Raw genomic sequence first — 21,907 nt, forward strand, 5'->3', positions numbered from 1 at the left:
GTCATCCTGAGGCGCGCCAACGGGTCCGCGCGAAGCGCGGCCCGATGACAGGCTCCGCGCGTCTCGAAGGATGCACGGCCACAGTCGGGCCGTCGACCCTTCGAGACGGCCGCTCCGCGGCCTCCTCAGGGTGACGGTGACAGATTAGATGCCGGGAAAGAAGCAGCCGCCGATCACATCGGCCGGTAGGTCCGCACATCCGCGGGGACGTTGACGCCGATCTTGATCGCGCCGACCGAGCGGATGATGTCGTCGCCGAGCAGCTGCGCGAAGCAGGCGTAGCCCCAGTCATTCATGTGCAGGCCGTCGGCGATGACGAAATCGTCGATCGGGATCGCCTGCTTCTCGTGCCAGTCGCGCATCACCTCGAAGCGCGGGAAGATGCCGACATGGCGCAGCGCGGCGATGCGGCCGAGCAGCTTCACCATGCCGCGCGCGCTCTCGGGGCGCTCGGTGACGCGCGGCGAGTATTGCGGATCGACCAGCACGACATCGGCGCCGTCGGCCTGAATGCGCGCGACGCCGTCCTCGACCTGTTTGGCAGTCTCCGACGGATCGAGGTTGCGCAGCACCGCGTTGGTGCCGACCTGCCAGATCACCATGTCGGGATGCACGTCGAGCACTTCGGTCTGCAGCCGCTTCACCATTTCGGGCGCATCCTCGCCGCCCTTGCCGCGATTGAGCACGGTGATGTCGGCGGACGGATACTGCCGGCGCAGCTGCGCGGCGAGCCGGCTCGGATAGGTGAATTCCGGCGCCGACGATCCATAGCCCTGGGTCGAGGACGACCCGAACGCGATGATCACGACCGGCTTGCCGGCGGCGAGCTTGGCCGCGACATGCGGCAGCGAGCCGGTGCTGTTCGGCACGCCGGTCGGCTGATGACAGGGCACGCGGTGGAAGATGTCGCTGGCGGATTTCGCCACCTGCTTCACCTTGTCGAGCGCCTTGGCAGCGACGCCCGGTTGCGGCTGCGGGTTGGCCGCGTCGGCTTCGACCCTGGCGGGCTTCGTCGCATCAGTCTTGGTTGTTTCAGTCTTTGCTCCAGCCGACAACGCCGCATGCTGGTCGGCCTGGCCCGTCTGCGCGCGCGACGGCGCGACCGAGAGTGGTGCAAGCAGCGCCAGCGCCGCAACGGCGCACAGGCTCCGCCCTGCTACGAGGCGAAAAGGGAAGGCAAAACGCATTTACTCTGCTTCCTCTAATTCTGCTGCACCGGGCCCAGATGGGCCGCATCGATCACGAATTTCGCCAGTGCGCGGCCGAGACAGGCATGAACCTTCTTGGCCAGATCGACACCGTGCGAGGTGCTGAACAGGTCAAAATATCCGGCGTCGCTCCACTGCTTCATAATCGCGAACCGGTCGAACAGCGGAACGTCGTGCTGCTGCGCCACCACCTTGATATTGTCGAGATATGGCGGCGCAGAGATCATCGTCTCCGTACGCGGGCTGTATTGCAGATTGACCAGCACCACGTCGGTCCCGGCGGCCCGCAACGCAACAACGCCGTCGTTGATGGCGGTACGGAAATCGTCGGGATCGACTGCTCGCATAGCATCGACTGTTCCGGTCTGCCAGATAACCAAAGTAGGCTTTTTTGCCTCGATAAGCTTAACAAGGGTTCCTGCGGTCTCCTCGGCGGTGCTTTTTGCCTGTAATTCTACGGAGAAATCGATCTTGGCCGCCGGAAATGCCTCCTTCAGGGCGGCCTGCATCGTGGCCGGGTAGGCGCTCGCCTCGTTACCTTGAATGGTCGAGGAGCGGCTTCCCACCACCAGCACGTTGAGCGGCTGATTGGCCTTCACCGCGTCGGTGACCTTCGGCAGCGAACTCTCGCTCGAAAGCAGATAGGCCGGCACGTCGCAGGGCGGCGCCGGTGCAGGCTGCTCGGGGGTGTCGCCGGCGCGTGCAGGCGCTGCCGCCAAACAGGCGGCCAGCAGCATCAGGCCCAGCATCGTCCGCGCGGACTTCATGCTCCCCCTCCCGCCAGATCGGCGTTGCCGGCGGCACCTTTTTTCGAGGCGCCTTTGTCGGCGGAGTGCTTGTACCACGAAATAATCCACGCCATGCCGCACATGATGAGGATGCCGCAAACGCTGATCAAAGCGTGCAGCGCAGCACCGCCCGACACTTCGGCAAGCACGAAGTGGCCGGCAAAGGCGAGGAAGACCCCGAGACAGAATATCTCAAGCGAGTGCTGGCCGCACAGGATCAATGGTCGCAGCCAGGGTGACCTCAGCCCCGGCCAGTCCCGCGGCAGGAAGCGCACCGTGAGCGCGGCGAGCGCCAGGAAATGCGCGAACCGCAACACGTCCAGGTCGGTCTTGTTGATCGGATACATCCATTGCTCGACCACCTTCGGCATGATGTGGCCGAGCTGCGGCACGTACCAGGTCAGCGTCACGAAGAACGCCGCGACCAGATAGGCGATGCAGATCCACATCGTGATGTTCGACGACAGAATCCGCGACATCCGCCGCGCGCCGCCGAGCGCGCACCAGGCGCCGAACACGAACAGCAATTGCCAGGCGAACGGATTGAACGCCCAGAAGCCGTTCGGATAGGCCGAGAGATAGAGATCGAACTGCCAAGTCAGCGCGTACAGCAGCACCGACAGGCCGAGCGTGACGTCGGGCTTCCACTTCATCAGCCACAGGATCAGCGGCAGGAACAGCATCAGCACGATGTAGAGCGGCAGCACGTCCATGTTCACGGGGCGGAAGCGCAGCAGCAGCGCCTGCACGATGGTGACGTCCGGCTGCTTGAGGAAGTCCATGATCCCCATTTCCTCGCTGTAGAGCGGGTTCTCGAACGAGGTCGCGACATAGGAGATCTCGGCGAGGAAGATCGTGAACAGGAAGACATGCGCGACATAGATCTGCCAGACCCGGCGCAGGATGCGCGCGGTCGCGATCACGAAGCCACCCTCCAGCATCGCACGGCCATAGACGAAGGCCGCGGTGTAGCCGGAGATGAAGATGAAGATCTCGGTGGCGTCGGAGAAGCCGTAATTGCGGATCGTCAGCCAGGTCAAAAGATTGGTCGGCAGGTGATCGATGAAGATCAGCCACAGCGCGAGCCCGCGGAACAGATCGAGCCTGAGCTCGCGCTCGCCGGTCGCCGGCAGCGTGATCGCGGGCGCCGCAGCTTTCGCCTTCACCTCGGCATCGGCCTTGGCGTCGGTTTTGGCGTCAGCCACCGGCGAACCGGCTATGGGATCGGCAATCGAGCTCATCAAGCACCGTGTCGGCCGCGGACGCCCCGCATCCCCAGCTGAAAAGATAATATCGGTCCACGACTTGCCGACAAAGCACAGACTGCGGCGACATGCGGCCGCGCTTTAGAGCGGAACTATGTTGAAACCGCGATGAACGGACCGCCGCAGGACCGGCTTTTCACGGCCCGGCTGGCGATTGGTTCCGGCTGGCCAATTGGCTATGATGGCGCACTGTTTGAGCGTGATCCGGTCGAAAACGGATCACGCAGCAAGACCATCGGATTGAGCCGAATGTACCGTGCCGTTACCCGCCAGATCGAAGTCACCGTCGAGCCGAACTTCATGCCGGAGCGCTCGTCGGTCGACCGGCGCGAGTATTTCTGGTCGTACAAGATCGTGATCGTCAATTCGGGCCCGGAAACGGTGCAGCTGCGGACACGGCACTGGATCATCACCGACGCCACCGGCCGCCGCCAGGAGGTGCGTGGCGAGGGCGTGGTCGGCGAGCAGCCGGTGCTCGCGCCCGGCGAGCGCTTCGAATACACCTCGGGCGTGCCGCTGCCGACCGCCTCCGGCTTCATGACCGGCAGCTACCAGATGGTCACCGAAGCCGGCGAACGCTTCGATATCGACGTGCCGACTTTTTCGCTGGATAGCCCAAGCCCGGACGGGAAAAGGGTGTTGAACTGACGCACGGCCATGCGCGTCATCGCCGGGCTCGACCCGGCGATCCATCGCTTCAGTAAACGCTTTTGCTATGATGGATGGCCGGGTCGAGCCCGGCCATGACAGACTTGTTACTCGACGCCCGCTTCCAGCGGCGTGAACTCATAGACCGACGAGCAGAACTCGCAGGTCACGACGACCTTGCCGTCCTTGACCATCTCGGCGCGATCGTTCGGCGCGAAGCTCTTCAGCATCGACGACACCGCATCGCGCGAGCAGGAGCACTGCGCGCGCAGCGGCTGCGGGTTGAAGACGCGCACGCCACGCTCGTGGAACAGGCGGTACAGCAGCCGCTCGCCGGAGAGATCGGGATCGATCAGCTCGACGTCCTCGACGGTCGAGATCAGCGACTGTCCCTCGACCCAGGCATCGTCATCCGGCACGCTGTGCGTGGCCGTGCCTTCCGGCGCATCGCCGGGATGCAGATCGGCCTGCTTGGCGCGCTCGGGCGCCTTGGGCAGGAATTGCAGCAGGATGCCGCCGGCGCGCCAGCGCAGCTTGCCGCCTTCGCCGCCGCGCATCTCCTCGCCGACCGCGAGCCGCACCCGGGTCGGGATCTGCTCGGAGCGAAGGAAATATTCGTGGGCCGCCTCTTCCAGGCCGCCGCCGTCGAGCGCGACCAGTCCCTGGTAGCGGCTGGTGTTCGAGCCCTGATCGATGGTCATCGCAAGGTGGCCCTTGCCGAGCAGCTCGCCCGAGCTCTGGCCTTCCTTGAGGCGTGCCGCATCGTAGCGCGCATAGGCACGCAGCCTGTCGGGCGCCTGGAAATCGACGATCAGCAGCGAGACCGGACCTTCGGTCCGGGTCTGCAGGATGAAGCGGCCCTCGAACTTGACCGACGAGCCGAGCAGCGTGGTCAGCACGATGGCCTCGCCGAGCAGCTTGCCGACCGCCGGCGGATAATCGTGCTTGTGCAGGATCTCGTCGAGCGCGGGGCCGAGCCGGGTCAGCCGGCCGCGCAGGTCCAGCGCGCCGACCTCGAAGGCCAGCACGGCATCGTCGACAGGAACCGAAGACGGCGCGCGAATGGGCGTCTCGGGCTGGATTTTGATGTCGGGGGATTGTGAAACCATGGCGCTCTATCTGGGGTCTCGGACGGCAAAACGAAAGGGGTTCACCGGATCGGATCTATCCGTCGTCCCTGCGAAAGCAGTGACCCATAACCACCAATGTGAGTTGCTGCATCAAGCTGGGGCCCCAGCCTTCACAACAATTGACAGCGATGGTTATGGGTCCCGGGTCGCGCTGCGCTTGCCCGGGACGACAACGCTTACTGATCTACGACTACGCGACCTCGTCAAAACACCAGGCCAGAATGCCCTTCTGCGCATGCAGGCGGTTTTCCGCCTCGTCGAACACCACGGATTGCGGCCCGTCGATCACCTCGTCGGTGACCTCCTCGCCGCGATGCGCGGGCAGGCAGTGCATGAACAGGGCGTCCGGCTTGGCGAGCGACATCAGCTTGGCATTGACCTGGTAAGGCCGCAGCACGTTGTGGCGGTGCTCGCCCTCCTTGTCGCCCATCGACACCCAGGTGTCGGTGACGACGCAGTCGGCGCCGCGCACGGCGGCTTCCGGATCGGTGCCGAGCATGATCGGCGCACCGGTCGCCTTGATCCAGTCCCGCATCGGCTTCTTCGGCGAGAGCTCCGGCGGCGTCGCGATATTGAGGTTGAACTTGAAGCGCTCGGCGGCGTGGGCCCAGGAGGCCAGCACGTTGTTGTCGTCGCCGGTCCAGGCCACCGTCTTGCCCTCGATCGAGCCGCGATTTTCCTCATAGGTCATGAGGTCGGCCATCACCTGGCAGGGATGCGAACGCCGGGTCAGGCCGTTGATGACGGGCACGGTGGCGTGCGCGGCGAGCTCGAGCAGCGCGTCATGGTTGAGGATGCGGATCATGATCGCATCGACATAGCGCGACAGCACGCGCGCGGTGTCGGCGATGGTCTCGCCGCGGCCGAGCTGCATCTCGGCGCCGGTCAGCATGATGGATTCGCCGCCGAGCTGGCGCATGCCGACGTCGAACGACACCCTTGTGCGGGTCGACGGGCGCTCGAAGATCATCGCCAGCGTCTTGCCTTCGAGCGGCTTCCTGCCCTTCTCATGCGCCTTCAGCTTCGCCTTCATGGCGGCTCCGGCCGAGAGCATGTTGCGCAGCTCGCCGAGCGGCAACTCGTTGATGTCGAGGAAGTGACGGACCGGCTTGCTCATTATCCGGCCGCCTTCTTCGGCTGCGCCGCCGATAGCACAGAGCAGGCGCGCTCGAGCGAGGTGATCGACTGGTCGATCTCGGCCTCGGTCACGATCAGGGGCGCGAGGAACCGCACCACATTGTCGCCGGCGCCGACGGTGAGCAGCTTCTCGTTGCGCAGCGCGGCGATCAGATCGCCCGACGGCACCACGGCCTTGACGCCGATCAACAGGCCCTCGCCGCGCACCTCCGACAGCACGCCCGGATAGCGGTCGACCACGGAGGCAAGCTTCTGCTTGAGCAGCAGTGACATCTTCTGCACGTGCTCGAAGAAGCCGGGCCTCAGCATGACGTCGAGCACGGCATTGGCGGCGGCGACCGCGAGCGGATTGCCGCCGAAGGTCGAGCCGTGCGAGCCCGGCGCCATGCCGGCCGCAGCCTGTGCGGTCGCCAGCACCGCGCCGATTGGGAAGCCGCCGCCGAGCGCCTTCGCCAGCGACATCACGTCCGGCGTGACGCCGGTGCGTTTGTAGGCGAACAGGTCGCCGGTGCGGCCCATGCCGGTCTGCACCTCGTCGAATGCCAGCAGCAGGCCGTGCTCGTCGCACAGCGCGCGCAGCGTCTTGAAGAACGCCTGCGGCGCGGAACGGACGCCGCCCTCGCCCTGCACCGGCTCGATCAGGATGCCGGCGGTGTGCGGGCCGATCGCCTTCTTCACCGCCTCGATGTCGCCATGCGGCACCTGATCGAAGCCATCCATCGGCGGGCCGAAGCCCTCGAGGTATTTCGCCGAGCCGGTCGCAGCCAGCGTCCCCAGCGTGCGGCCATGGAAGGCGCCTTCGAAAGTGATGATGCGATAGCGCTCGCCATGCCCCTTCGAGAAGTGATGGTGGCGGACCAGCTTGATCACGCCCTCCATCGCTTCCGCGCCGGAATTGCAGAAGAACACGAAGTCGGCAAAGCTCTGCTCGCACAGCCGCGCGGCCAGCACCTCGCCGTCCGGGCTCTTGAACAGGTTCGACATGTGCCACAGCTTGGTCGCCTGCTCCTGCAACGCCTTGACCAGATGCGGATGCGCATGTCCGAGCGCGTTCACTGCGACGCCCGAGGTGAAATCGAGATAGCGGTCGCCGTTGGTTGCGATCAGCCAGGCGCCCTCACCGCGCTCGAAGCCGAGATCGACCCGGGCGAAGACGGGGAGCAGATGCGACGAGGCGCTGTTGGTCATGGCGTTCACTGCCGGTTTCAAGCCGACAATTGCCGCGCGCCTTGACGCCAGCGCAGCAACGGCCAGCTTCGGAAAACAAAACGGCCGCCTTTGCGGGCGGCACGTGGCGGGCATTCTATGCTGCGGTCAGTCGGTGTCAATCGTCACGAACCGCCCTTCCTGCAATGCGAAACCGGCGCAATCCGGGGCATTCCGGTGCGGTGGAAAAGCCTCACAGCAATGCTTAACTGTGTGGGAACATGTGGACGCACGGCCGCGGACTCTTGCGCCTGAGTCACGCCATATTGTAGCGTTTGGCCTGTCGGGTACGACATCTCGTGCGGCAGTACTGGACCCTCTAAGTAGCCTTTGTGTCTCGCGTAAACGTTCGGGCGCAACACCGTGCCCGGCGAGGGCTAAGGGATTCTGGCCGCAGGGATATTTGTCCAGATTTGGCTCGCAGCGCCGCTCCAATGACTGGCCGGCGCCATGCGAAAGGAAGAATGCGATGACTGTATTGACCTGGTCCGACGATCGCGTCGAGCAGCTGAAGAAGCTCTGGGAGTCTGGCCTCTCGGCCAGCCAGATCGCAGCGGAACTTGGCAATGTGACGCGAAATGCCGTGATCGGCAAAGTGCATCGGCTCGGCCTCTCCGGCCGCGCCAAGGCCCCCTCCACGGCTGCTCCGCGGCAGCGCAAGGCGCGCCCCGCCCAGCATATGATGCGGGTGGCTCGCCCGGTCTCGCGCGGCAACACCGCGCTCGCCCATGCCTTCGAGGTCGAGATGGAGCCGGATCCGATCTCCTTCGACAACGTGGTGCCGATGAGCCAGCGGCTGTCGCTGCTCGAGCTCAACGAGGCCACTTGCCACTGGCCGGTCGGCGATCCCTCGAGCCCGGAATTCTTCTTCTGCGGCGGCAAGGCGCTCGCCGGCCTGCCCTATTGCGCGCATCACTCGCGCGTCGCCTACCAGCCCGCTGCCGATCGCCGCCGGCCGTCGGCAAAGCCACAAATCAAGTAGCACTCGGGAAACCAGCCTGGACTGCAAAAACAAATCCCCGCGGAAGCGGGGATTTTTTTGTGAGACGCGTAGCCCGGCTGCATCACCGGTGTCGTCCCGGCGAAGGCCGGGACGCATACGCCGCGGCCGACGCAATCGGCAAGCGGCCAGACGGCTTTCTAACAACACCCATTCGTGGTTATGGATCCCGGCTTTCGCCGGGACGACACCGGTGCGGCTTGAGATTGCCGCACAGCCTTACGGCTGCGGCTCGGCCTTCGCGAAGCGGTCGTCGAGCGCGTAGCCGGCGCCGCGCACGGTGCGGATCGGATCCTGCTCGCGGCCCGGATTGAGCAGCTTGCGCAGGCGGCCGATATGCACGTCGACGGTACGCTCATCGATATAGATGTCGCGGCCCCAGACACTGTCGAGCAGCTGCTCGCGGCTGAACACGCGGCCGGGATGCTCGAGGAAGAATTCGAGCAGCCGATACTCGGTCGGCCCGAGATCGATCGGACGGCCCGAGCGCGCCACGCGGCGCTTCTCGCGATCGAGCTCGATGTCGCCATAGGTCAAGACGGTCGCTAGCCGCTCCGGGCTCGCGCGACGCAGCAGGCCCTTCACCCGCGCCAGCAATTCCGGCACCGAGAACGGCTTGACGATGTAGTCGTCGGCGCCGGTGGCAAGCCCGCGCACGCGCTCGCTCTCCTCGCCGCGCGCGGTCAGCATGATGATCGGAAGCTGCTTGGTCTCGGGCCGTGCCCGCAGGCGGCGGCACAGCTCGATGCCGGACAGGCCCGGCAGCATCCAGTCCAGCACCACGAGGTCGGGAACGCGCTCCTTCAGGCGGGTATCGGCATCGTCGCCGCGCCCCACCGTTTCGACATCGTAGCCTTCCGCATCGAGGTTGTAGCGCAACAGCGTCGTCAGCGCTTCCTCGTCTTCGACTACCAGAATGCGTGCGCTCATCGGTCTAAGTTCTTTCTCTGTGGTGATCCGTTGCCCTGACGCAAACCGAAACGCCTACTTCCTTCAGCATAATCTCCGCGCAAGCGGCTTGTCGCGGATCGCACACCTAGTTGCCCGGCACCGTGGTGGCAAAGTTGGTCATGTCGCCCTTCGGGCGCTTGTCGGTGATCTGCTGGCCCTCGATCATGTAGAACACGGTCTCGGCGATGTTGGTGGCGTGATCGCCGATCCGCTCGATGTTCTTGGCGCAGAACATCAGATGGATGCAGAACGAGATGTTGCGCGGGTCCTCCATCATGTAGGTCAGCAGCTCGCGGAACAGCGAGGTGCAGATCGCATCGACCTCCTCGTCGCCCTTCCAGACGTTCATCGCCGCCGGCAGATCGTGCGCGGCATAGGCGTCGAGCACCGACTTGACCTGCGACAGCACGAGGTCGGTCATGTGCTCGAGGCCGCGGATCAGCTTCAGCGGCTGGAAATCGCTCTCCAGCGCCGCGACGCGCTTGCCCATGTTCTTGGCGAGGTCGCCGATCCGCTCGAGGTCGGTCGCGACGCGCATCGCGCTGACGATCTCGCGCAGGTCGATAGCCATCGGCTGGCGGCGGGCGATCGTCAGCACCGCGCGCTCTTCGATGACGCGCTGCAGATTGTCGATTTCGATGTCGGCCGCGACCACGCGCTTGCCGAGCGCGACGTCGCGCCGGATCAGCGCATCGACCGACTCGGTGATCATCCGCTCGACGAGCCCGCCCATCTCGGCGACCAGGCGGGTCAATTCCTGCAGGTCGCTGTCGAATGCCTTGGCGGTATGTTCAGAAGCCATCATCTCTCTCCTCAGCCGAACCGGCCGGTGATGTAGTCCTGGGTGCGTCGATCGCTCGGCGAGGTGAAGATCTTGTTGGTGTCGTCGAACTCGATCAGCTCGCCGAGATACATGAAGGCGGTCTTGTCGGAGACGCGCGCCGCCTGCTGCATGTTGTGGGTGACGATCGCGATCGTGTAGTCCTCGGAGAGCTCCTGGATCAGCTCCTCGACCTTGGCGGTCGAGATCGGATCGAGCGCCGAGCACGGCTCGTCGAACAGGATCACCTCGGGACGCACCGCCACGGTGCGCGCAATGCACAGGCGCTGCTGCTGGCCGCCGGAGAGCGACAGGCCGGAGGCGTTCAGCTTGTCCTTGACCTCGTTCCACAGCGCGCCGCCGCGCAGCGCCTTCTCGACCCGGTCGTCCATCTCGGACTTCGAGATCTTCTCGTAGAGGCGGATGCCGAAGGCGATGTTCTCGTAGATCGTCATCGGGAACGGCGTCGGCTTCTGGAACACCATGCCGACCCGCGCGCGCAGCAGATTGAGGTCCAGCTTGGGATCGAGAATGTTGGTCTGGTCCAGCATCAGCTGGCCGACCGCGCGCTGGCCCGGATAAAGATCATACATCCGGTTGAAGATGCGCAGCAGGGTCGACTTGCCGCAGCCCGACGGGCCGATGAACGCCGTGACGCGGTTGGTGCCGAGCGTCAGGTTGATGTTCTTCAGCGCGTGGTGCTCGCCGTAATAGAAGTTGAGGTTGCGCACCGTGACTTTCGGCGGCGCTTCCGGAAGCGGAACCTGGGGAACGTGGCCCGCGGCAGTCGTGGAGACAGAAAGCTCGGTCATTTTGCGGCCCTTTCGGCACCAAGGATACGCGCGCCGATATTCAACGCGAGCACGGTGAAGGTGATGAGCAATGCGCCGCTCCACGCCAGCTCTTTCCAGTAGGCGTAGGGGCTCTGCACGAAGTTGTTGATGGTCACCGGCAGGTTGGCCATCGTCTTGGTCAAGTCCCAGCTGAAGAACTGGTTCGACAGCGCGGTGAACAGCAGCGGCGCGGTTTCACCGGCGACGCGGGCGGTCGCCAGCAGCACGCCGGTGATCAGACCCGATCGGGCCGCACGATAAGCGATCCGCTTGATCACCAGCGAACGCGGCAGGCCAAGCGCCGAGGCCGCCTCGCGCAGCGGATTGGGCACCAGCAGCAGCATGTCCTCGGTGGTGCGCAGCACGACCGGGATCACGATCACGGCGAGCGCGAGGCTGCCTGCGATCGCCGAGAAGCCGCGCATCGGCACCACCACCGCGCCGTAGATGAACAGGCCGATGATGATCGACGGCGCGCTGAGCAGGATGTCGTTGATGAAGCGGATCACCGAGGTGAGCTTGTCGTGCTTGCCGTATTCGGCGAGGTAAGTGCCGGCGAACAGGCCGAGCGGCGCGCCGATGCCGACGCCGATCACGGTCATGATGACCGAGCCGACGATGGCGTTGAGCAGGCCGCCATCGGTCGAGCCGGGCGGCGGCGTGTTCTGGGTGAACAGTTGCACGCTGAGGCCGGCAAGGCCGTTGTAGAGCAGCGTGATCAGGATCAGCGCCAGCCAGGTGACGCCGAACAGCGCCGCACCGACGCACAATGCGCGAATGACGATGTCGCTGCGGCGGCGGGATTTGTAGATCGGGTTCATGGCGTTACTTCCCCGCCTTCTTTTCGAGCCGCATCAGCATCAGCCGCGCGCCGGCGAGCACGAAGAAGGTCAGCACGAACAGCAGGAGGCCGAGCAGGATCAGGCCGGACTGGTGCAGGCCGTCGCTCTCGGCGAATTCGCTGGCGATCGCCGCCGAGATCGTGGTGCCCGGCGCGAAGATCGACGACGAGATCCGGAACGAGTTGCCGATGATGAAGGTCACCGCCATGGTCTCGCCGAGCGCGCGGCCGAGCGCCAGCATGATGCCGCCGATCACGCCGACCCGGGTGTAGGGGATCACGACGCTGCGAACGACTTCCCAGGTGGTGCAGCCCATGCCGTAGGCGGCCTCCTTCAGGACCGGCGGCACGGTTTTGAACACGTCGACCGAGATCGCCGTGATGAAGGGCAGCACCATGATGGCAAGGATCAGCGCGGCGTTGAACAAGCTGAGATAGGACGGCGGGCCGGCGAATACCGCGCCCAGCACCGGGACGCCCTCGAACAGCCGGATCATGAAGGGCTGGAACGTGTTGGCGAGGAACGGGCCCAGCACGAAGAAGCCCCACATGCCGTAGATGATCGAGGGGATGCCGGCGAGCAGCTCGATGGCGATGCCGATCGGTCGGCGCAGCATTTGCGGGCAGAGCTCGGTGAGGAACACGGCGATGCCGATGCCGACCGGAATGGCGATCAGCATCGCGATGACGGAGGTGATCAGCGTGCCGTAGATCGGGCCGAGCGCACCGAGCACCGGCGGATCGGCCGAGGGCGCCCAGCGCTGCGTCCAGAGGAAGGCAAAACCGTATTCCTTCATCGCCGGCCAGGCGCCAACGATCAGCGACAGGATGATGCCGCCGAGGATCAACAGGACCGAGATCGCCGAGACGCGGGTGATCCAATAGAAGGTGAGATCACCAAGCTTGAAAGCGCTGAGGGCCTTGGCGCGATCATAAGGTCCGGCGGCTTCCATTACATCGCTCTGAACAGCCATGTCTGCCACGCCAATCCCCTCTTTTTTATTTGAAACCTGCACAAACCGCCACGCCCCCGGAGCGATCTTCATCTGACGCATAAGGCCGGGCGTCGTTCCGGTTGCGCCTCCCGGGGCGCGAATCCCGGGCTCCGGCCGCCCTTCTTGCGGCGGTGACGGAGCCCGGGTCTTGGTCGCTCAGCCTGTGCCGCGCTCAGGAGGCGGCACAGGCTTTGTTCGAAGCGTCGGACTTAGCTCTTGATGTCCGAGGACCAGGTCTTCTCGATCAGCTTGACGACCGAGTCCGGCATCGGGATGTAGTCGAGCTCTTCGGCCGCCTTGTCGCCCTTCTCGAAGGCGTACTTGAAGAACTTGAGCGCTTCCTGCGAGGCCGCCTTGTCGGTCGAGTCCTTGTGCATCAGGATGAAGGTCGCCGCGGTGATCGGCCAGGAGGCTTCGCCCGGCTGGTCGGTCAGGATCACGTAGTAGCCGGGGGCCTTGGCCCAGTCGGCGTTCGACGCGGCGGCCTGGAAGGCACCGATGGTCGGCTGCACGGTCTTGCCGGCCTTGTTGACCAGCGCGGTGTAGGTCAGCTTGTTCTGCTTGGCATAGGCGTATTCGACATAGCCGATCGCGTTCTTGGTCTGGCTGATGTTGCCGGCAACACCTTCGTTGCCCTTGGCGCCGACGCCGACCGGCCACTCGACCGCGGTGCCCGAACCGACCTTGGACTTCCAGTCGGCATTCGACTTGGAGAGGTAGTCGGTGAAGTTGAAGGTGGTGCCCGAACCATCCGAACGGCGCACGACGGTGATGGCGTCGCCCGGCAGGGTCAGCTTCGGATTGAGCTTGGCGATCGCGGCGTCATTCCACTTGGTGATCTTGCCGAGATAGATGTCGCCGAGCACTTCGCCCGAGAGCACGAGATCGCCCGGCTTGACGCCTTCGACGTTCACGACCGGAACGATCGCGCCCATCACCATCGGCCACTGAACCAGGCCGTCCTTTTCGAGCTGCTCGGCCTTGAGCGGCGCGTCGGTGGCGCCGAAGGTCACGGTCTTGGCCTGGATCTGCTTGATGCCGGCGCCGGAGCCGATCGACTGATAGTTCAGACCGTTGCCGGTCTCCTTCTTGTAGGCGTCAGCCCACTTCGAATAGATCGGGAACGGAAACGTCGCGCCCGCGCCGGTAATATCGGCAGCGAAGGCCGACGTCGAAGCGGCCACCATGCCGGCAGCGACGATTGCTTTGATGAAATTCATGGGGTGGTCTCCATCTTGTGAGCGAAGCGCCGAACGCGCCCGATCGCGCTCACGCCGGTCCATCTAGGAGCGGTCGGTGCTGCTTTTACGAAGGTTGGATGACAGTTGGATGACAGCTCTAAGCAGCTGAAAATACTTAGCTTTGGGTCAGCAACGGGGTCTTCGGCCGGGGAAAACAGGCGGTAAAAGTCGCGCCATTCCTCGGCACGCTCTCGATCACAAGACGCCCGCGATGACGGTTAAGAATATGTTTCACCAGCGATAATCCGAGGCCGGTTCCGCCCTGGTTACGGCTGTCGCCGACGTCGACGCGGTAGAAGCGCTCGGTCAGCCGCGGCAGGTGCTCCGGGGCGATGCCGGGGCCGAAATCCCGTACCATGACACGGATTTCGGGGCTCCCCTCACCCGATGCGCCCGAAACGGCCTGATTGAGCGACACTATGACGCGGCCGCCCGAGGCGCCGTATTTGAGGGCGTTCTCGATCAGGTTCTCGAACAGGCGCAGCAGTTCCTCGCGGTCCCCGGCGATCGTGACCGGGGCCTGCGGCAGGTCGACGTCAATCTCGACCTGGCGCTCGCTGGCCAGCGCCTCGAGCCCGTCGGCGACCTGGCGGATGATCGGCACGATATCGATCGAGGCCTCGGGCCGCACATGGGCCGACAGCTCGACCCGCGACAGCGACAGCAGGTCGTCGATCAGCCGCGCCATGCGGGTGGCCTGGGTGTGCATGATGCCGAGGAAGCGCTCGCGCGCTCGGGCGTCCTCGCGCGCCGGCCCCTGCAGCGTGTCGATGAAGCCGGACAACGCGGCGAGCGGCGTGCGCAGCTCATGGCTGGCATTGGCGACGAAGTCGGCGCGCATCTCCTCGACCCGGCGCAGCGGCGTCAGATCGTGGAAGGTCATCAGCATGCACTTCTCGGTGCCGCCGAACTGGGTCGGTACCGGCACCGGCGTGATCACCAACTCCATCCAGCGATCGACGGGAACGTGGTCGGTGTAGGTGGCGCGGCGCGGCTCGGTGGTCGCGATCGCCTCGCGCAATGCGGTGATAATCTCCGGCGAACGCAGGGCAAATTGCGCCAGTTCGTTCTTGCGCAGCGCCGGCGCAAGCTGCGACGCGGCGGCATTGAGATGGATGACGCGGCCGGCACGATCGAGCAGCACGGCCGGATCCGGCATGCCGGCGACGACGGCGCTGACGGCGGCGGCCTCGACCGGATTGCCGCCGCGGACATCCTCGCGCGAGGTTCCGGCATCGTGCAGCCGCCACGGCACCAGCGCCGCGGCCGCGATGCAGACGAACACCGCGCAGGCGCGCACCAGCGACAATTCGCCGAGCGCGACCACGACGCTCAGCGCCAGCGCGGCAGCGAGCAGGATCAGCGCGGAGTGGCGCAGGCGGTCGGGCCAGGGCGAGAAGATGGATTGCGGCGTATCGTCAATTGCCATCGCGGCGGCTTTCATCCCGTCGGTTCATGTCTCGCCCAGGCGCGGTCACGTCGACCTTCCCTCGGGAGGCATCGGGCCGCTTCATCAGACCCCGGAATCACCGCGCTTGCGGACCAGAACCGCCTCGTGATGCGGCTCGGCGCGGGGACCCGAATCAGTCTGCGGCAGCCGTTTGAGTCGGGCGCCGACGATAACCTCCCGAAACGTCAGCAAGATTACAGATATGACGAACGGCGCAATATAGTAGAGCAGGCGGAACAGCAGCATACCGCCGAGCAGGTCCTCGCGATCCATCTGCCAGAGGCCGACCAGCATGGCGGCGTCGAACACCCCGAGCCCGCCGGGGGAGTGGCTGGCGAAGCCGAGCAGGGTCGCCGAGACGAAGATGACCGCGACAACGACGAAGCCGAGATTGGGCTCGTCCGGCACCAGCACGTACATCGCCAGCGCGCAGAAACCGAGGTCGACGATGCCGATCGCGATCTGCAGCAGCGTCAGCGGGCCGCCCGGCAGGGTCACCGTCCAGGGGCCGCGGCCGACCACCCGCGGCTGGGTCCAGACCCAGACCACATAGGCGACCAGCGCGATGATGATGCCGCAGGCCAGGGTGCGGTTGAGCCAGGGCGGCAGCTGGTCGATGTTGGCGGCGGCTTCCGGATGGTAGGCGATGCCGAGCCCGAGCACCGCGGCATTGCCGAGCCAGAAGGTCAGGCCGGCGAGGAAGCAGATCTTGGCTACGTCGATCGCGTTCAGTCCCCAGGCCGAATAAATCCGGTAGCGCACCGCGCCGCCGGTGAAGACGCTGGCGCCGACATTGTGGCCGATCGAATAGGAGGTGAATGCGGCGAGCGCATTGATGCGGTAGGGCACGTGGGCGTGGCCGATCGCGCGCACCGCGAACAGATCGTAGAAGGTCAGCGTGAAGTAGCCGGCCGCGACGAACAGTCCCGCCAGCGCGATTTGTCGCGGCTCGGTGCTCTTGATGGCCTCGAGCACCTCGTTGGTGTCGATGCCGCGCAGCATATGATAGAGGACGTAGCAGGCGATGCCGATGACGGCGATGCTGATGACAACACCCAGCCGATGCAGGATTTGCTTCTGGCGCAGAAACGCCATCGCCCTGCGTATTGCTTCCAGCATCTAGACCTCGAATTGCGATCCCGCGACGACGGCTCCCGGGCGAACCCCGCCGGCGCTTCGCTGTGCCCCGACCCCTGTAGCGCGTTTTAAGCCGGAGTGGAATTCGCCAAACGACAATAAAACGCGCATCTTCAAGATATTAGGAATGATTCATGACAGCGGGTACACAAATATGCGCGTTTCCCGCCACCTTCGACAAGGCTTGACATCGACGTGCGGCAGTTAGCCGGCCGAACGGCACACAAGACCATCCGGGAAACTACGGGAGCAGGAGCGACGCCGCGGCGCCCGCGCAACGAAAATTGCCGCCGCAATGGTCATGCGACGGCGACGAAGCAAGCCTGTGTAGATTTTTATGCCCGTGCCGCAGCCACCGCGGTGACGATTTCGGCGGCATCGGGAAAATGCCCCTTCACGCGCTTGGCGATCACTTTGCCGTCAAGCTTGACCTCGAAGACGCCGCCCCTGCCGGGCACCAGCTCGGGATCGAGCCCGAGCCGTTCGTGCAGCAGCGCGGCGGCGGCCCTGGCGCGCTTCTCATAGCCGCAGGGACGGCAATAGATGATCGAAAGCTCGGTCATGGCGTCCTCTCCCATCCACTCATGCTGCGAGATGTTGCGCGTTGACGGCTTCGATCCCGGCGATCCAGCCTGCAACCGAGCGGCCGATCGCCTCCGGATGATCTTCCTGCAGGTAATGCGCACCGGCGCCGAGCTGGATGACCGCGCAATGCTGCAGCCTGGCCGCGAAATCCGCGGCGAAGGCCGGCGACACCAGCGCTCCGGGAGATCCCGTGAACAGCAGCTTCGGATAGGTCGATGCCGCGAGCGCCGCGTGCGCCGCGGTGAGCGCCTGATCGACATCGGCAGGTTCGCCCGCGATCGGCAGCTCACGCGGCAGCATCAGGGTCGGCTTGCGGCTCTCGCGGGTCGCAAACGGCGCACGGTAGGCGGCCATCTCCTCCTCGCTGAGCGAACGCAGGATCGAGCCGGGCAGCACGCGTTCGACGAACGCGTTGTTGTCGAGGATCATCGCCTCGCCCACTCCCGGCGTGCGGAATTTCCGGAACGTGTCCCGGGCGGCCTCGTGCTGGTGGAAGTCGGACCAGTCCCGCATCGGGCGGATGAACTCCATGAAGGCGAGCCCGCGCACGAGTTGCGGACGGCGCGCCGCGAGATGGAACGCGAGCGCCGTGCCCCAATCCTGCGCGATGAGATACGCCGAGCTGATGCCGAGCTCGTCGATCAGCGCATCGAGATAATCCGCATGATCGAAGAAGCGGTAGGCGATGTCGGGCTTGCCGGACTGGCCGTAGCCGATCAGGTCGGGCGCGATGCAGTGCCCGACCGGCGCCACCAGCGGCATGATGTTGCGCCAGATATAGGATGAGGTCGGATTGCCGTGCAGGAACAGCACGTGCGGCGCATCGCTGCGCCCAAGCTCGCGATGGGCCATCGTGCTCCCGAGCACGGCGCGATGATGCAGGCTGATATCGGCGGACATGGTCATGGCAACTCCTTGAACACGGTTTGGAAGGCGATCGTCTTGAAACGCTCGAGCGCGGCCGCGCTGCGCTCGACCTTCATGCGCAGCATCGCGCCCTGCCAGGATGCGAGCAGGAAATCGGCCAGCGCGTCGGCATCGAAGTCGGACGCAATCTCGCCCTTGGCCTGGGCCTCAGTGATGCAGGCCGCGAACGGCGCGCGCCATTCCCGGAAGATCTCGTCGAGCTGCGCGCGCAGCATCTCGCTCGAGCCCGACGCCTCGAGGCTGAAATCGCCGATCAGGCAGCCGCGGGTGAAGCCGTCATGCGCCAGCTTGCCGGTGATCAGATCGAGATAGCGCCGGAGCCTGTCGCGCGGCGGCAGCGTCGTGTCGCCGAGCGCTTCCGTGACGAGGCCGCGCACATAGAGGAAGTAGCGGTCGAGCACTTCCGACGCGAAGAGCTCCTTCGAGCGGAAGTGGTTGGTGAACGAGCCCTGCGGCGCGCCGGCCGCGGCAGTGACGTCGCGCACGCTGGTGCCATGATACCCGGTTCGGAACATTTCCTTCAGGCCGGCGTCGAGGATGGCATCGCGGAGAGAGGGTTTTGGCATAGGCAGCATTTAATACGTACGTACGTATTGATGTCAAGCAGCCAAATGAATGCGGCCCGCCCGCGCCGGGCGATGCCGCTCAGACCTGCCGGATCGAAGGTTAGGAGGTCAGCTCGCCCGCCTGCCGCGTGAAACCACCCAGTCGCGCAGCCAGGAGCCGATCGCGCAACCGACGAGGTAGAGTGCGAACATGACCAGGAAGAGGTCCAGCCAGTAGCCGAAGCGGCCGGGAACGACCCGCGCAAGCGACGCCGCCACCAGCGCGGCGGCGAGCAGCGCCAGCCAGATCATCCAGACCCGTGAGAGGGCCTGCGCCCGATGCACCACGGCGATCCAGCCCATGCCGAAGCCGAGCAGTGCGGCGCCGAGCAGCCAACCCCAGAAGAATGTCGCGAGCACGGTCATCGCTACTTCACCACGAATTCGATGCGGCGGTTCTGCGCCTTGCCGTCTTCACTGTCGTTGCCGGCGAGAGGCTGCGTGCTGCCATAGCCGATCGGCGTGAAGCGGTTGGCGGGTAGGCCAGCGCGCACGAGGTAATCCACCACGGCCTGCGCGCGGCGCTCCGACAATGCCTGGTTGGCGGCCTCCTCACCGTCGCTGTCGGTATGGCCGGCGATTTCGATCGTCGCATTGGGACAACGCATCGCGGTCTCGATCAGGCGGTCGAGCAGACCGGCGGAGTCGGGGACGATGTCGGCCTTGCCAGACTCGAAGCGGATCTTGCCCTTGGAGAGGATTTCGGAAAACAGCTGCTGGCACACCGTCGGATCGACCGGCGCCGCCGCCGGCTTGACGGTGACCTCGGCCTTGTACTGCCAGCCCTGCGGAAAATCCTTGCCGAGCCCATCGCGGATCTGGCCGGCCGCCGCATCGTAAAGCGCATCGCCCGATAGCTTCACCTCGCGGTCCGACACCACGAGCGTGCCGGTCGACAGCCGCGACAACGCGCCGAGCGCAGGCACCACCGCCGCCGCAAATCCGGATGGCGCACCGATGCTGGCCTTGAGATTGTCGACCACCTTCTCGCTGAAGAACTTGCGGCCGGCGGCCGCGACCAGCGCGGCATGTACGTTGTTGTCGGGAACGTAGCCGGTCAGCGTCAGCGTCACCGCGACCGGATCCTTGTAGGCCTGGAACACGTAAGGCGGCGCCTTGATGTCGTTGGCGGCGATCGAATAGCCTTCCGGCAGGTTCTTCAGCGCTGCCGCGATCGCTTCGCGACCGCCGAGTTCGCGCGCCATGCCGGCAAGCGCGACCTTGTTGTCGGTCAGCGTGATCTTGCCCTCCTTCAGCTTGCCGATCTGGTCGAGCAGCAACAGCGCCGCCGGGTCGAACCGCGACGGCGCGCCGCGGGCGAGCGCCATCTGATCCACCACCTCGACGCCGCCAAGGCTGGCCTTCGCGGCCTCGGTCAGCTTGTTCTTGCTTGCCGGCAGCGGCGCATTGCCGCCAAGCGTGACGCGCACCACGTCGCGTTCGGCGGACCACACATAGGGCTTGGCTTCGGCAACGAGCCGGGTCTCGTCGTTGACTAGCCGCACGCCCGGCACGGCTTCGACCGACGCCACGGCGCTGAGACGGCCGTCCTCGGAGAAGGCGTTGGCCGCAAACGTCACGTCGCGGCCGTCGACGCTGATGCGGCGCTTGTCGAGCACGGTGTCCTTGAGTGCGGCACTAGAGCGCGCAGCAAGGTCCGCCTCGACCGTTGCCGTTGAGGTCCAGGCCGCGATAGCCCACAGGACGACCAGTGGAATCACCCCCGGCCACCACTTGCTACTCCACTTGAAAAGTCCGTGCATTCAGCGTCCTGCGGGGTCGGGAAGCAGAGAGAAAACAAACCCTTGGCCGACTGTCAAACCCCAAAATCAAAGGCCATGGCGGGGTGCCATGTTGGACCGGGATAACAGTTTCTTCAGTGGTCTTTCGCTAAGTTTGCGGCGGAATGCAAATCGGCCAGCCCGTGCCCCTCATGAAACAACTCCGCAACACCGTGATCCGTGCCGGGATGGAGGCGTTGTATTTCTCGGGTGCGCATATCCTGCTGCGGCCGATCTTCGCCGGGGTCGGCGCCATCTTCATGCTGCATCACGTCCGCCCGCGGCGCCCCGACGCGTTCCAGCCCAACCATCATCTCGAGGTCACGCCGGACTTCCTGCGCGCGATGCTGGCGCATCTGCGCGCGCTCGACGTCGATGTCGTCAGCATGGACGAGGCGCATCGCCGCCTCACCGAACGGAATTTCGCGCGGCGCTTCGCCTGCTTCACCTGCGACGACGGCTACCGCGACAACCGCGATTTCGCGCTGCCGGTCATGCGCGAGTTCGACGCGCCGTTCACGGTCTTCGTCGCGAGCGACTTCGCCGAGGGCTGCGGCAAATTGTGGTGGATCGCGCTGGAGCGGATCATCGCGGCGGCATCGGCGATCGAGGTGCCGATCGCCGGCGTCATGACGCGGATCGACACCGCGACGCCACAGGCCAAGCGCACGGCGTTCGGCCGCATGCACGACTGGCTGCGGTCGCTGCCGGGCGAGCAGGAGATGCAGGCCGAGATCTCAGCGCTGTGCGTCCGCCACGGCGTCGACGAGGCCGGCATCGCGCGCGAGCTCTGCATGACCTGGGACGAATTGCGCGGCTTTGCCGACGATCCGCTGGTCACCGTCGGCGCACACACCATCACCCATTGCAATCTCGCCAAGCAGAGCGACACGATCGCATCGTTCGAGCTCGCGACCAGCCGGGCGCGGATCGAGGACGCGCTGCAGCGGCAAGTCGCGCATCTCGCCTATCCCTATGGCGACCGGATCGCCGCCGGGCAGCGCGAATTCGCCCTCGCCAAATCGATCGGCTTCCGGACCGCGGTGACGACGCGGCCGGGCATGCTGTTTCCTGAAAGCGCCGACCATCTCACCGCGTTGCAGCGGGTCTCGCTGAACGGCAATTACCAGGACGCGCGGCTCTTGCCGGTGCTGACCTCAGGCGCCGCCACCGCTGTGTGGAACGGTTTTCGCCGCATCGACGCGGCGTAACGTGTAAGCGTAGCCCGGATGCAGCGCAGCGTAATCCGGGACAGTCGCATCCGCGGATAGCATTTTCCCGGATTTCGCTCCGCTGCATCCGGGCTACCGATCCCTTCCCTCTTCTTGACTCGATCCCCGGCCGCGCCCAGAACCATCG

The 21,907-nt window shown here is 65.3% G+C and carries 22 protein-coding genes; 3 read left to right on the forward strand and 19 right to left on the reverse strand.

The annotated features are described in order from the left end of the window. Positions 1-173: 173 nt before the first annotated feature. From XH92_RS40040 to XH92_RS40050, 3 genes are read right to left on the reverse strand one after another with little or no spacing between them, the layout of a single operon-like run. Positions 174-1,187 carry an SGNH/GDSL hydrolase family protein gene (locus tag XH92_RS40040; RefSeq protein ID WP_194456941.1) on the reverse strand — a complete coding sequence of 338 codons (1,014 nt, stop codon included), beginning with the start codon at positions 1,185-1,187 and terminating at the stop codon, positions 174-176. 14 nt (positions 1,188-1,201) lie between these two features. Continuing rightward, a complete protein-coding gene (locus tag XH92_RS40045) occupies positions 1,202-1,975 on the reverse strand; it encodes an SGNH/GDSL hydrolase family protein (protein WP_194456942.1) in 774 nt (257 codons plus the stop codon). Further along, on the reverse strand, positions 1,972-3,237 hold the full coding sequence (locus XH92_RS40050; RefSeq protein WP_194456943.1) for an OpgC domain-containing protein: 1,266 nt from the start codon (positions 3,235-3,237) through the stop codon (positions 1,972-1,974). Before XH92_RS40050 ends, XH92_RS40045 begins: the two co-directional genes overlap by 4 nt. A 273-nt stretch (positions 3,238-3,510) precedes the next feature. Here XH92_RS40050 and apaG point away from each other — a divergent pair, with 273 nt between their 5' ends. After that, the gene (gene apaG / locus XH92_RS40055) at positions 3,511-3,909 is read left to right on the forward strand and encodes a Co2+/Mg2+ efflux protein ApaG (protein WP_194461661.1); all 399 of its coding nucleotides are present in this window, start codon (positions 3,511-3,513) and stop codon (positions 3,907-3,909) included. Positions 3,910-4,016: 107 nt separating this feature from the next. Here the strand turns inward: apaG and XH92_RS40060 are convergent, their stop codons facing one another. The 3 genes from XH92_RS40060 to XH92_RS40070 form a co-directional block, all read right to left on the reverse strand. After that, the gene (locus tag XH92_RS40060; RefSeq protein WP_194456944.1) at positions 4,017-5,018 is read right to left on the reverse strand and encodes an Hsp33 family molecular chaperone; all 1,002 of its coding nucleotides are present in this window, start codon (positions 5,016-5,018) and stop codon (positions 4,017-4,019) included. A 211-nt stretch (positions 5,019-5,229) separates the two neighbouring features. Next, a complete protein-coding gene (gene argF / locus XH92_RS40065) occupies positions 5,230-6,156 on the reverse strand; it encodes an ornithine carbamoyltransferase (protein ID WP_194456945.1) in 927 nt (308 codons plus the stop codon). Further along, positions 6,156-7,364, reverse strand: coding sequence for an aspartate aminotransferase family protein (locus tag XH92_RS40070; RefSeq protein WP_194456946.1), 1,209 nt, complete (start codon positions 7,362-7,364; stop codon positions 6,156-6,158). Before XH92_RS40070 ends, argF begins: the two co-directional genes overlap by 1 nt. Positions 7,365-7,851: 487 nt before the next feature. On the opposite strand from XH92_RS40070, the gene XH92_RS40075 reads away from it, so the two are divergent. Further along, the gene (locus tag XH92_RS40075) at positions 7,852-8,364 is read left to right on the forward strand and encodes a GcrA family cell cycle regulator (RefSeq protein WP_021076557.1); all 513 of its coding nucleotides are present in this window, start codon (positions 7,852-7,854) and stop codon (positions 8,362-8,364) included. Positions 8,365-8,601: 237 nt separating this feature from the next. Here XH92_RS40075 and phoB read toward each other — a convergent pair whose 3' ends face one another. The 13 genes from phoB to XH92_RS40140 all read right to left on the reverse strand — a co-directional run bounded on the left by phoB (position 8,602) and on the right by XH92_RS40140 (position 20,530). Further along, positions 8,602-9,312 (reverse strand): phosphate regulon transcriptional regulator PhoB, encoded by a 711-nt coding sequence (gene phoB, locus XH92_RS40080; protein ID WP_016844067.1) that lies wholly within the window; start codon positions 9,310-9,312, stop codon positions 8,602-8,604. A 106-nt stretch (positions 9,313-9,418) separates the two neighbouring features. After that, a complete protein-coding gene (phoU, locus tag XH92_RS40085) occupies positions 9,419-10,135 on the reverse strand; it encodes a phosphate signaling complex protein PhoU (RefSeq protein WP_024578984.1) in 717 nt (238 codons plus the stop codon). Positions 10,136-10,146: 11 nt separating this feature from the next. Further along, entirely contained in the window at positions 10,147-10,965 is an 819-nt protein-coding gene (pstB, locus tag XH92_RS40090) for a phosphate ABC transporter ATP-binding protein PstB (protein ID WP_016844065.1), read from the reverse strand. Beyond that, complete coding sequence (gene pstA, locus XH92_RS40095; protein ID WP_194456947.1) at positions 10,962-11,807, reverse strand: phosphate ABC transporter permease PstA; 846 nt, start codon at positions 11,805-11,807, stop codon at positions 10,962-10,964. The genes pstB and pstA overlap by 4 nt, the downstream gene beginning before the upstream one ends. Positions 11,808-11,811: 4 nt before the next feature. After that, positions 11,812-12,801 carry a phosphate ABC transporter permease subunit PstC gene (pstC, locus tag XH92_RS40100; RefSeq protein WP_194456948.1) on the reverse strand — a complete coding sequence of 330 codons (990 nt, stop codon included), beginning with the start codon at positions 12,799-12,801 and terminating at the stop codon, positions 11,812-11,814. Between the two features lie 230 nt (positions 12,802-13,031). Then, positions 13,032-14,042, reverse strand: a complete 1,011-nt coding sequence (gene pstS, locus XH92_RS40105; RefSeq protein WP_194456949.1) for a phosphate ABC transporter substrate-binding protein PstS — start codon at positions 14,040-14,042, stop codon at positions 13,032-13,034. A gap of 136 nt (positions 14,043-14,178) precedes the next feature. Beyond that, positions 14,179-15,492, reverse strand: coding sequence for an ATP-binding protein (locus XH92_RS40110; protein ID WP_194456950.1), 1,314 nt, complete (start codon positions 15,490-15,492; stop codon positions 14,179-14,181). An 84-nt stretch (positions 15,493-15,576) separates the two neighbouring features. After that, positions 15,577-16,632, reverse strand: coding sequence for a lysylphosphatidylglycerol synthase domain-containing protein (locus XH92_RS40115; RefSeq protein ID WP_245452840.1), 1,056 nt, complete (start codon positions 16,630-16,632; stop codon positions 15,577-15,579). A gap of 353 nt (positions 16,633-16,985) precedes the next feature. Next, positions 16,986-17,213 (reverse strand): Rdx family protein, encoded by a 228-nt coding sequence (locus tag XH92_RS40120; protein ID WP_194456951.1) that lies wholly within the window; start codon positions 17,211-17,213, stop codon positions 16,986-16,988. 19 nt (positions 17,214-17,232) lie between these two features. After that, on the reverse strand, positions 17,233-18,141 hold the full coding sequence (locus XH92_RS40125; RefSeq protein WP_194456952.1) for a haloalkane dehalogenase: 909 nt from the start codon (positions 18,139-18,141) through the stop codon (positions 17,233-17,235). Then, positions 18,138-18,728: a TetR/AcrR family transcriptional regulator gene (locus XH92_RS40130; protein ID WP_194456953.1), complete on the reverse strand. Its 591-nt coding sequence runs from the start codon at positions 18,726-18,728 to the stop codon at positions 18,138-18,140. Before XH92_RS40130 ends, XH92_RS40125 begins: the two co-directional genes overlap by 4 nt. A gap of 108 nt (positions 18,729-18,836) precedes the next feature. Next, the gene (locus XH92_RS40135; protein WP_194456954.1) at positions 18,837-19,133 is read right to left on the reverse strand and encodes a hypothetical protein; all 297 of its coding nucleotides are present in this window, start codon (positions 19,131-19,133) and stop codon (positions 18,837-18,839) included. Between the two features lie 2 nt (positions 19,134-19,135). Further along, the gene (locus tag XH92_RS40140; protein WP_194456955.1) at positions 19,136-20,530 is read right to left on the reverse strand and encodes an OmpA family protein; all 1,395 of its coding nucleotides are present in this window, start codon (positions 20,528-20,530) and stop codon (positions 19,136-19,138) included. A gap of 170 nt (positions 20,531-20,700) precedes the next feature. Between XH92_RS40140 and XH92_RS40145 the strand changes: the two genes are divergently transcribed. Beyond that, positions 20,701-21,759: a polysaccharide deacetylase family protein gene (locus XH92_RS40145; protein WP_194456956.1), complete on the forward strand. Its 1,059-nt coding sequence runs from the start codon at positions 20,701-20,703 to the stop codon at positions 21,757-21,759. The last annotated feature ends 148 nt before the right edge of the window (positions 21,760-21,907 follow it).

The organism is Bradyrhizobium sp. CCBAU 53421 (genome assembly GCF_015291625.1).
Classification (GTDB): domain Bacteria; phylum Pseudomonadota; class Alphaproteobacteria; order Rhizobiales; family Xanthobacteraceae; genus Bradyrhizobium.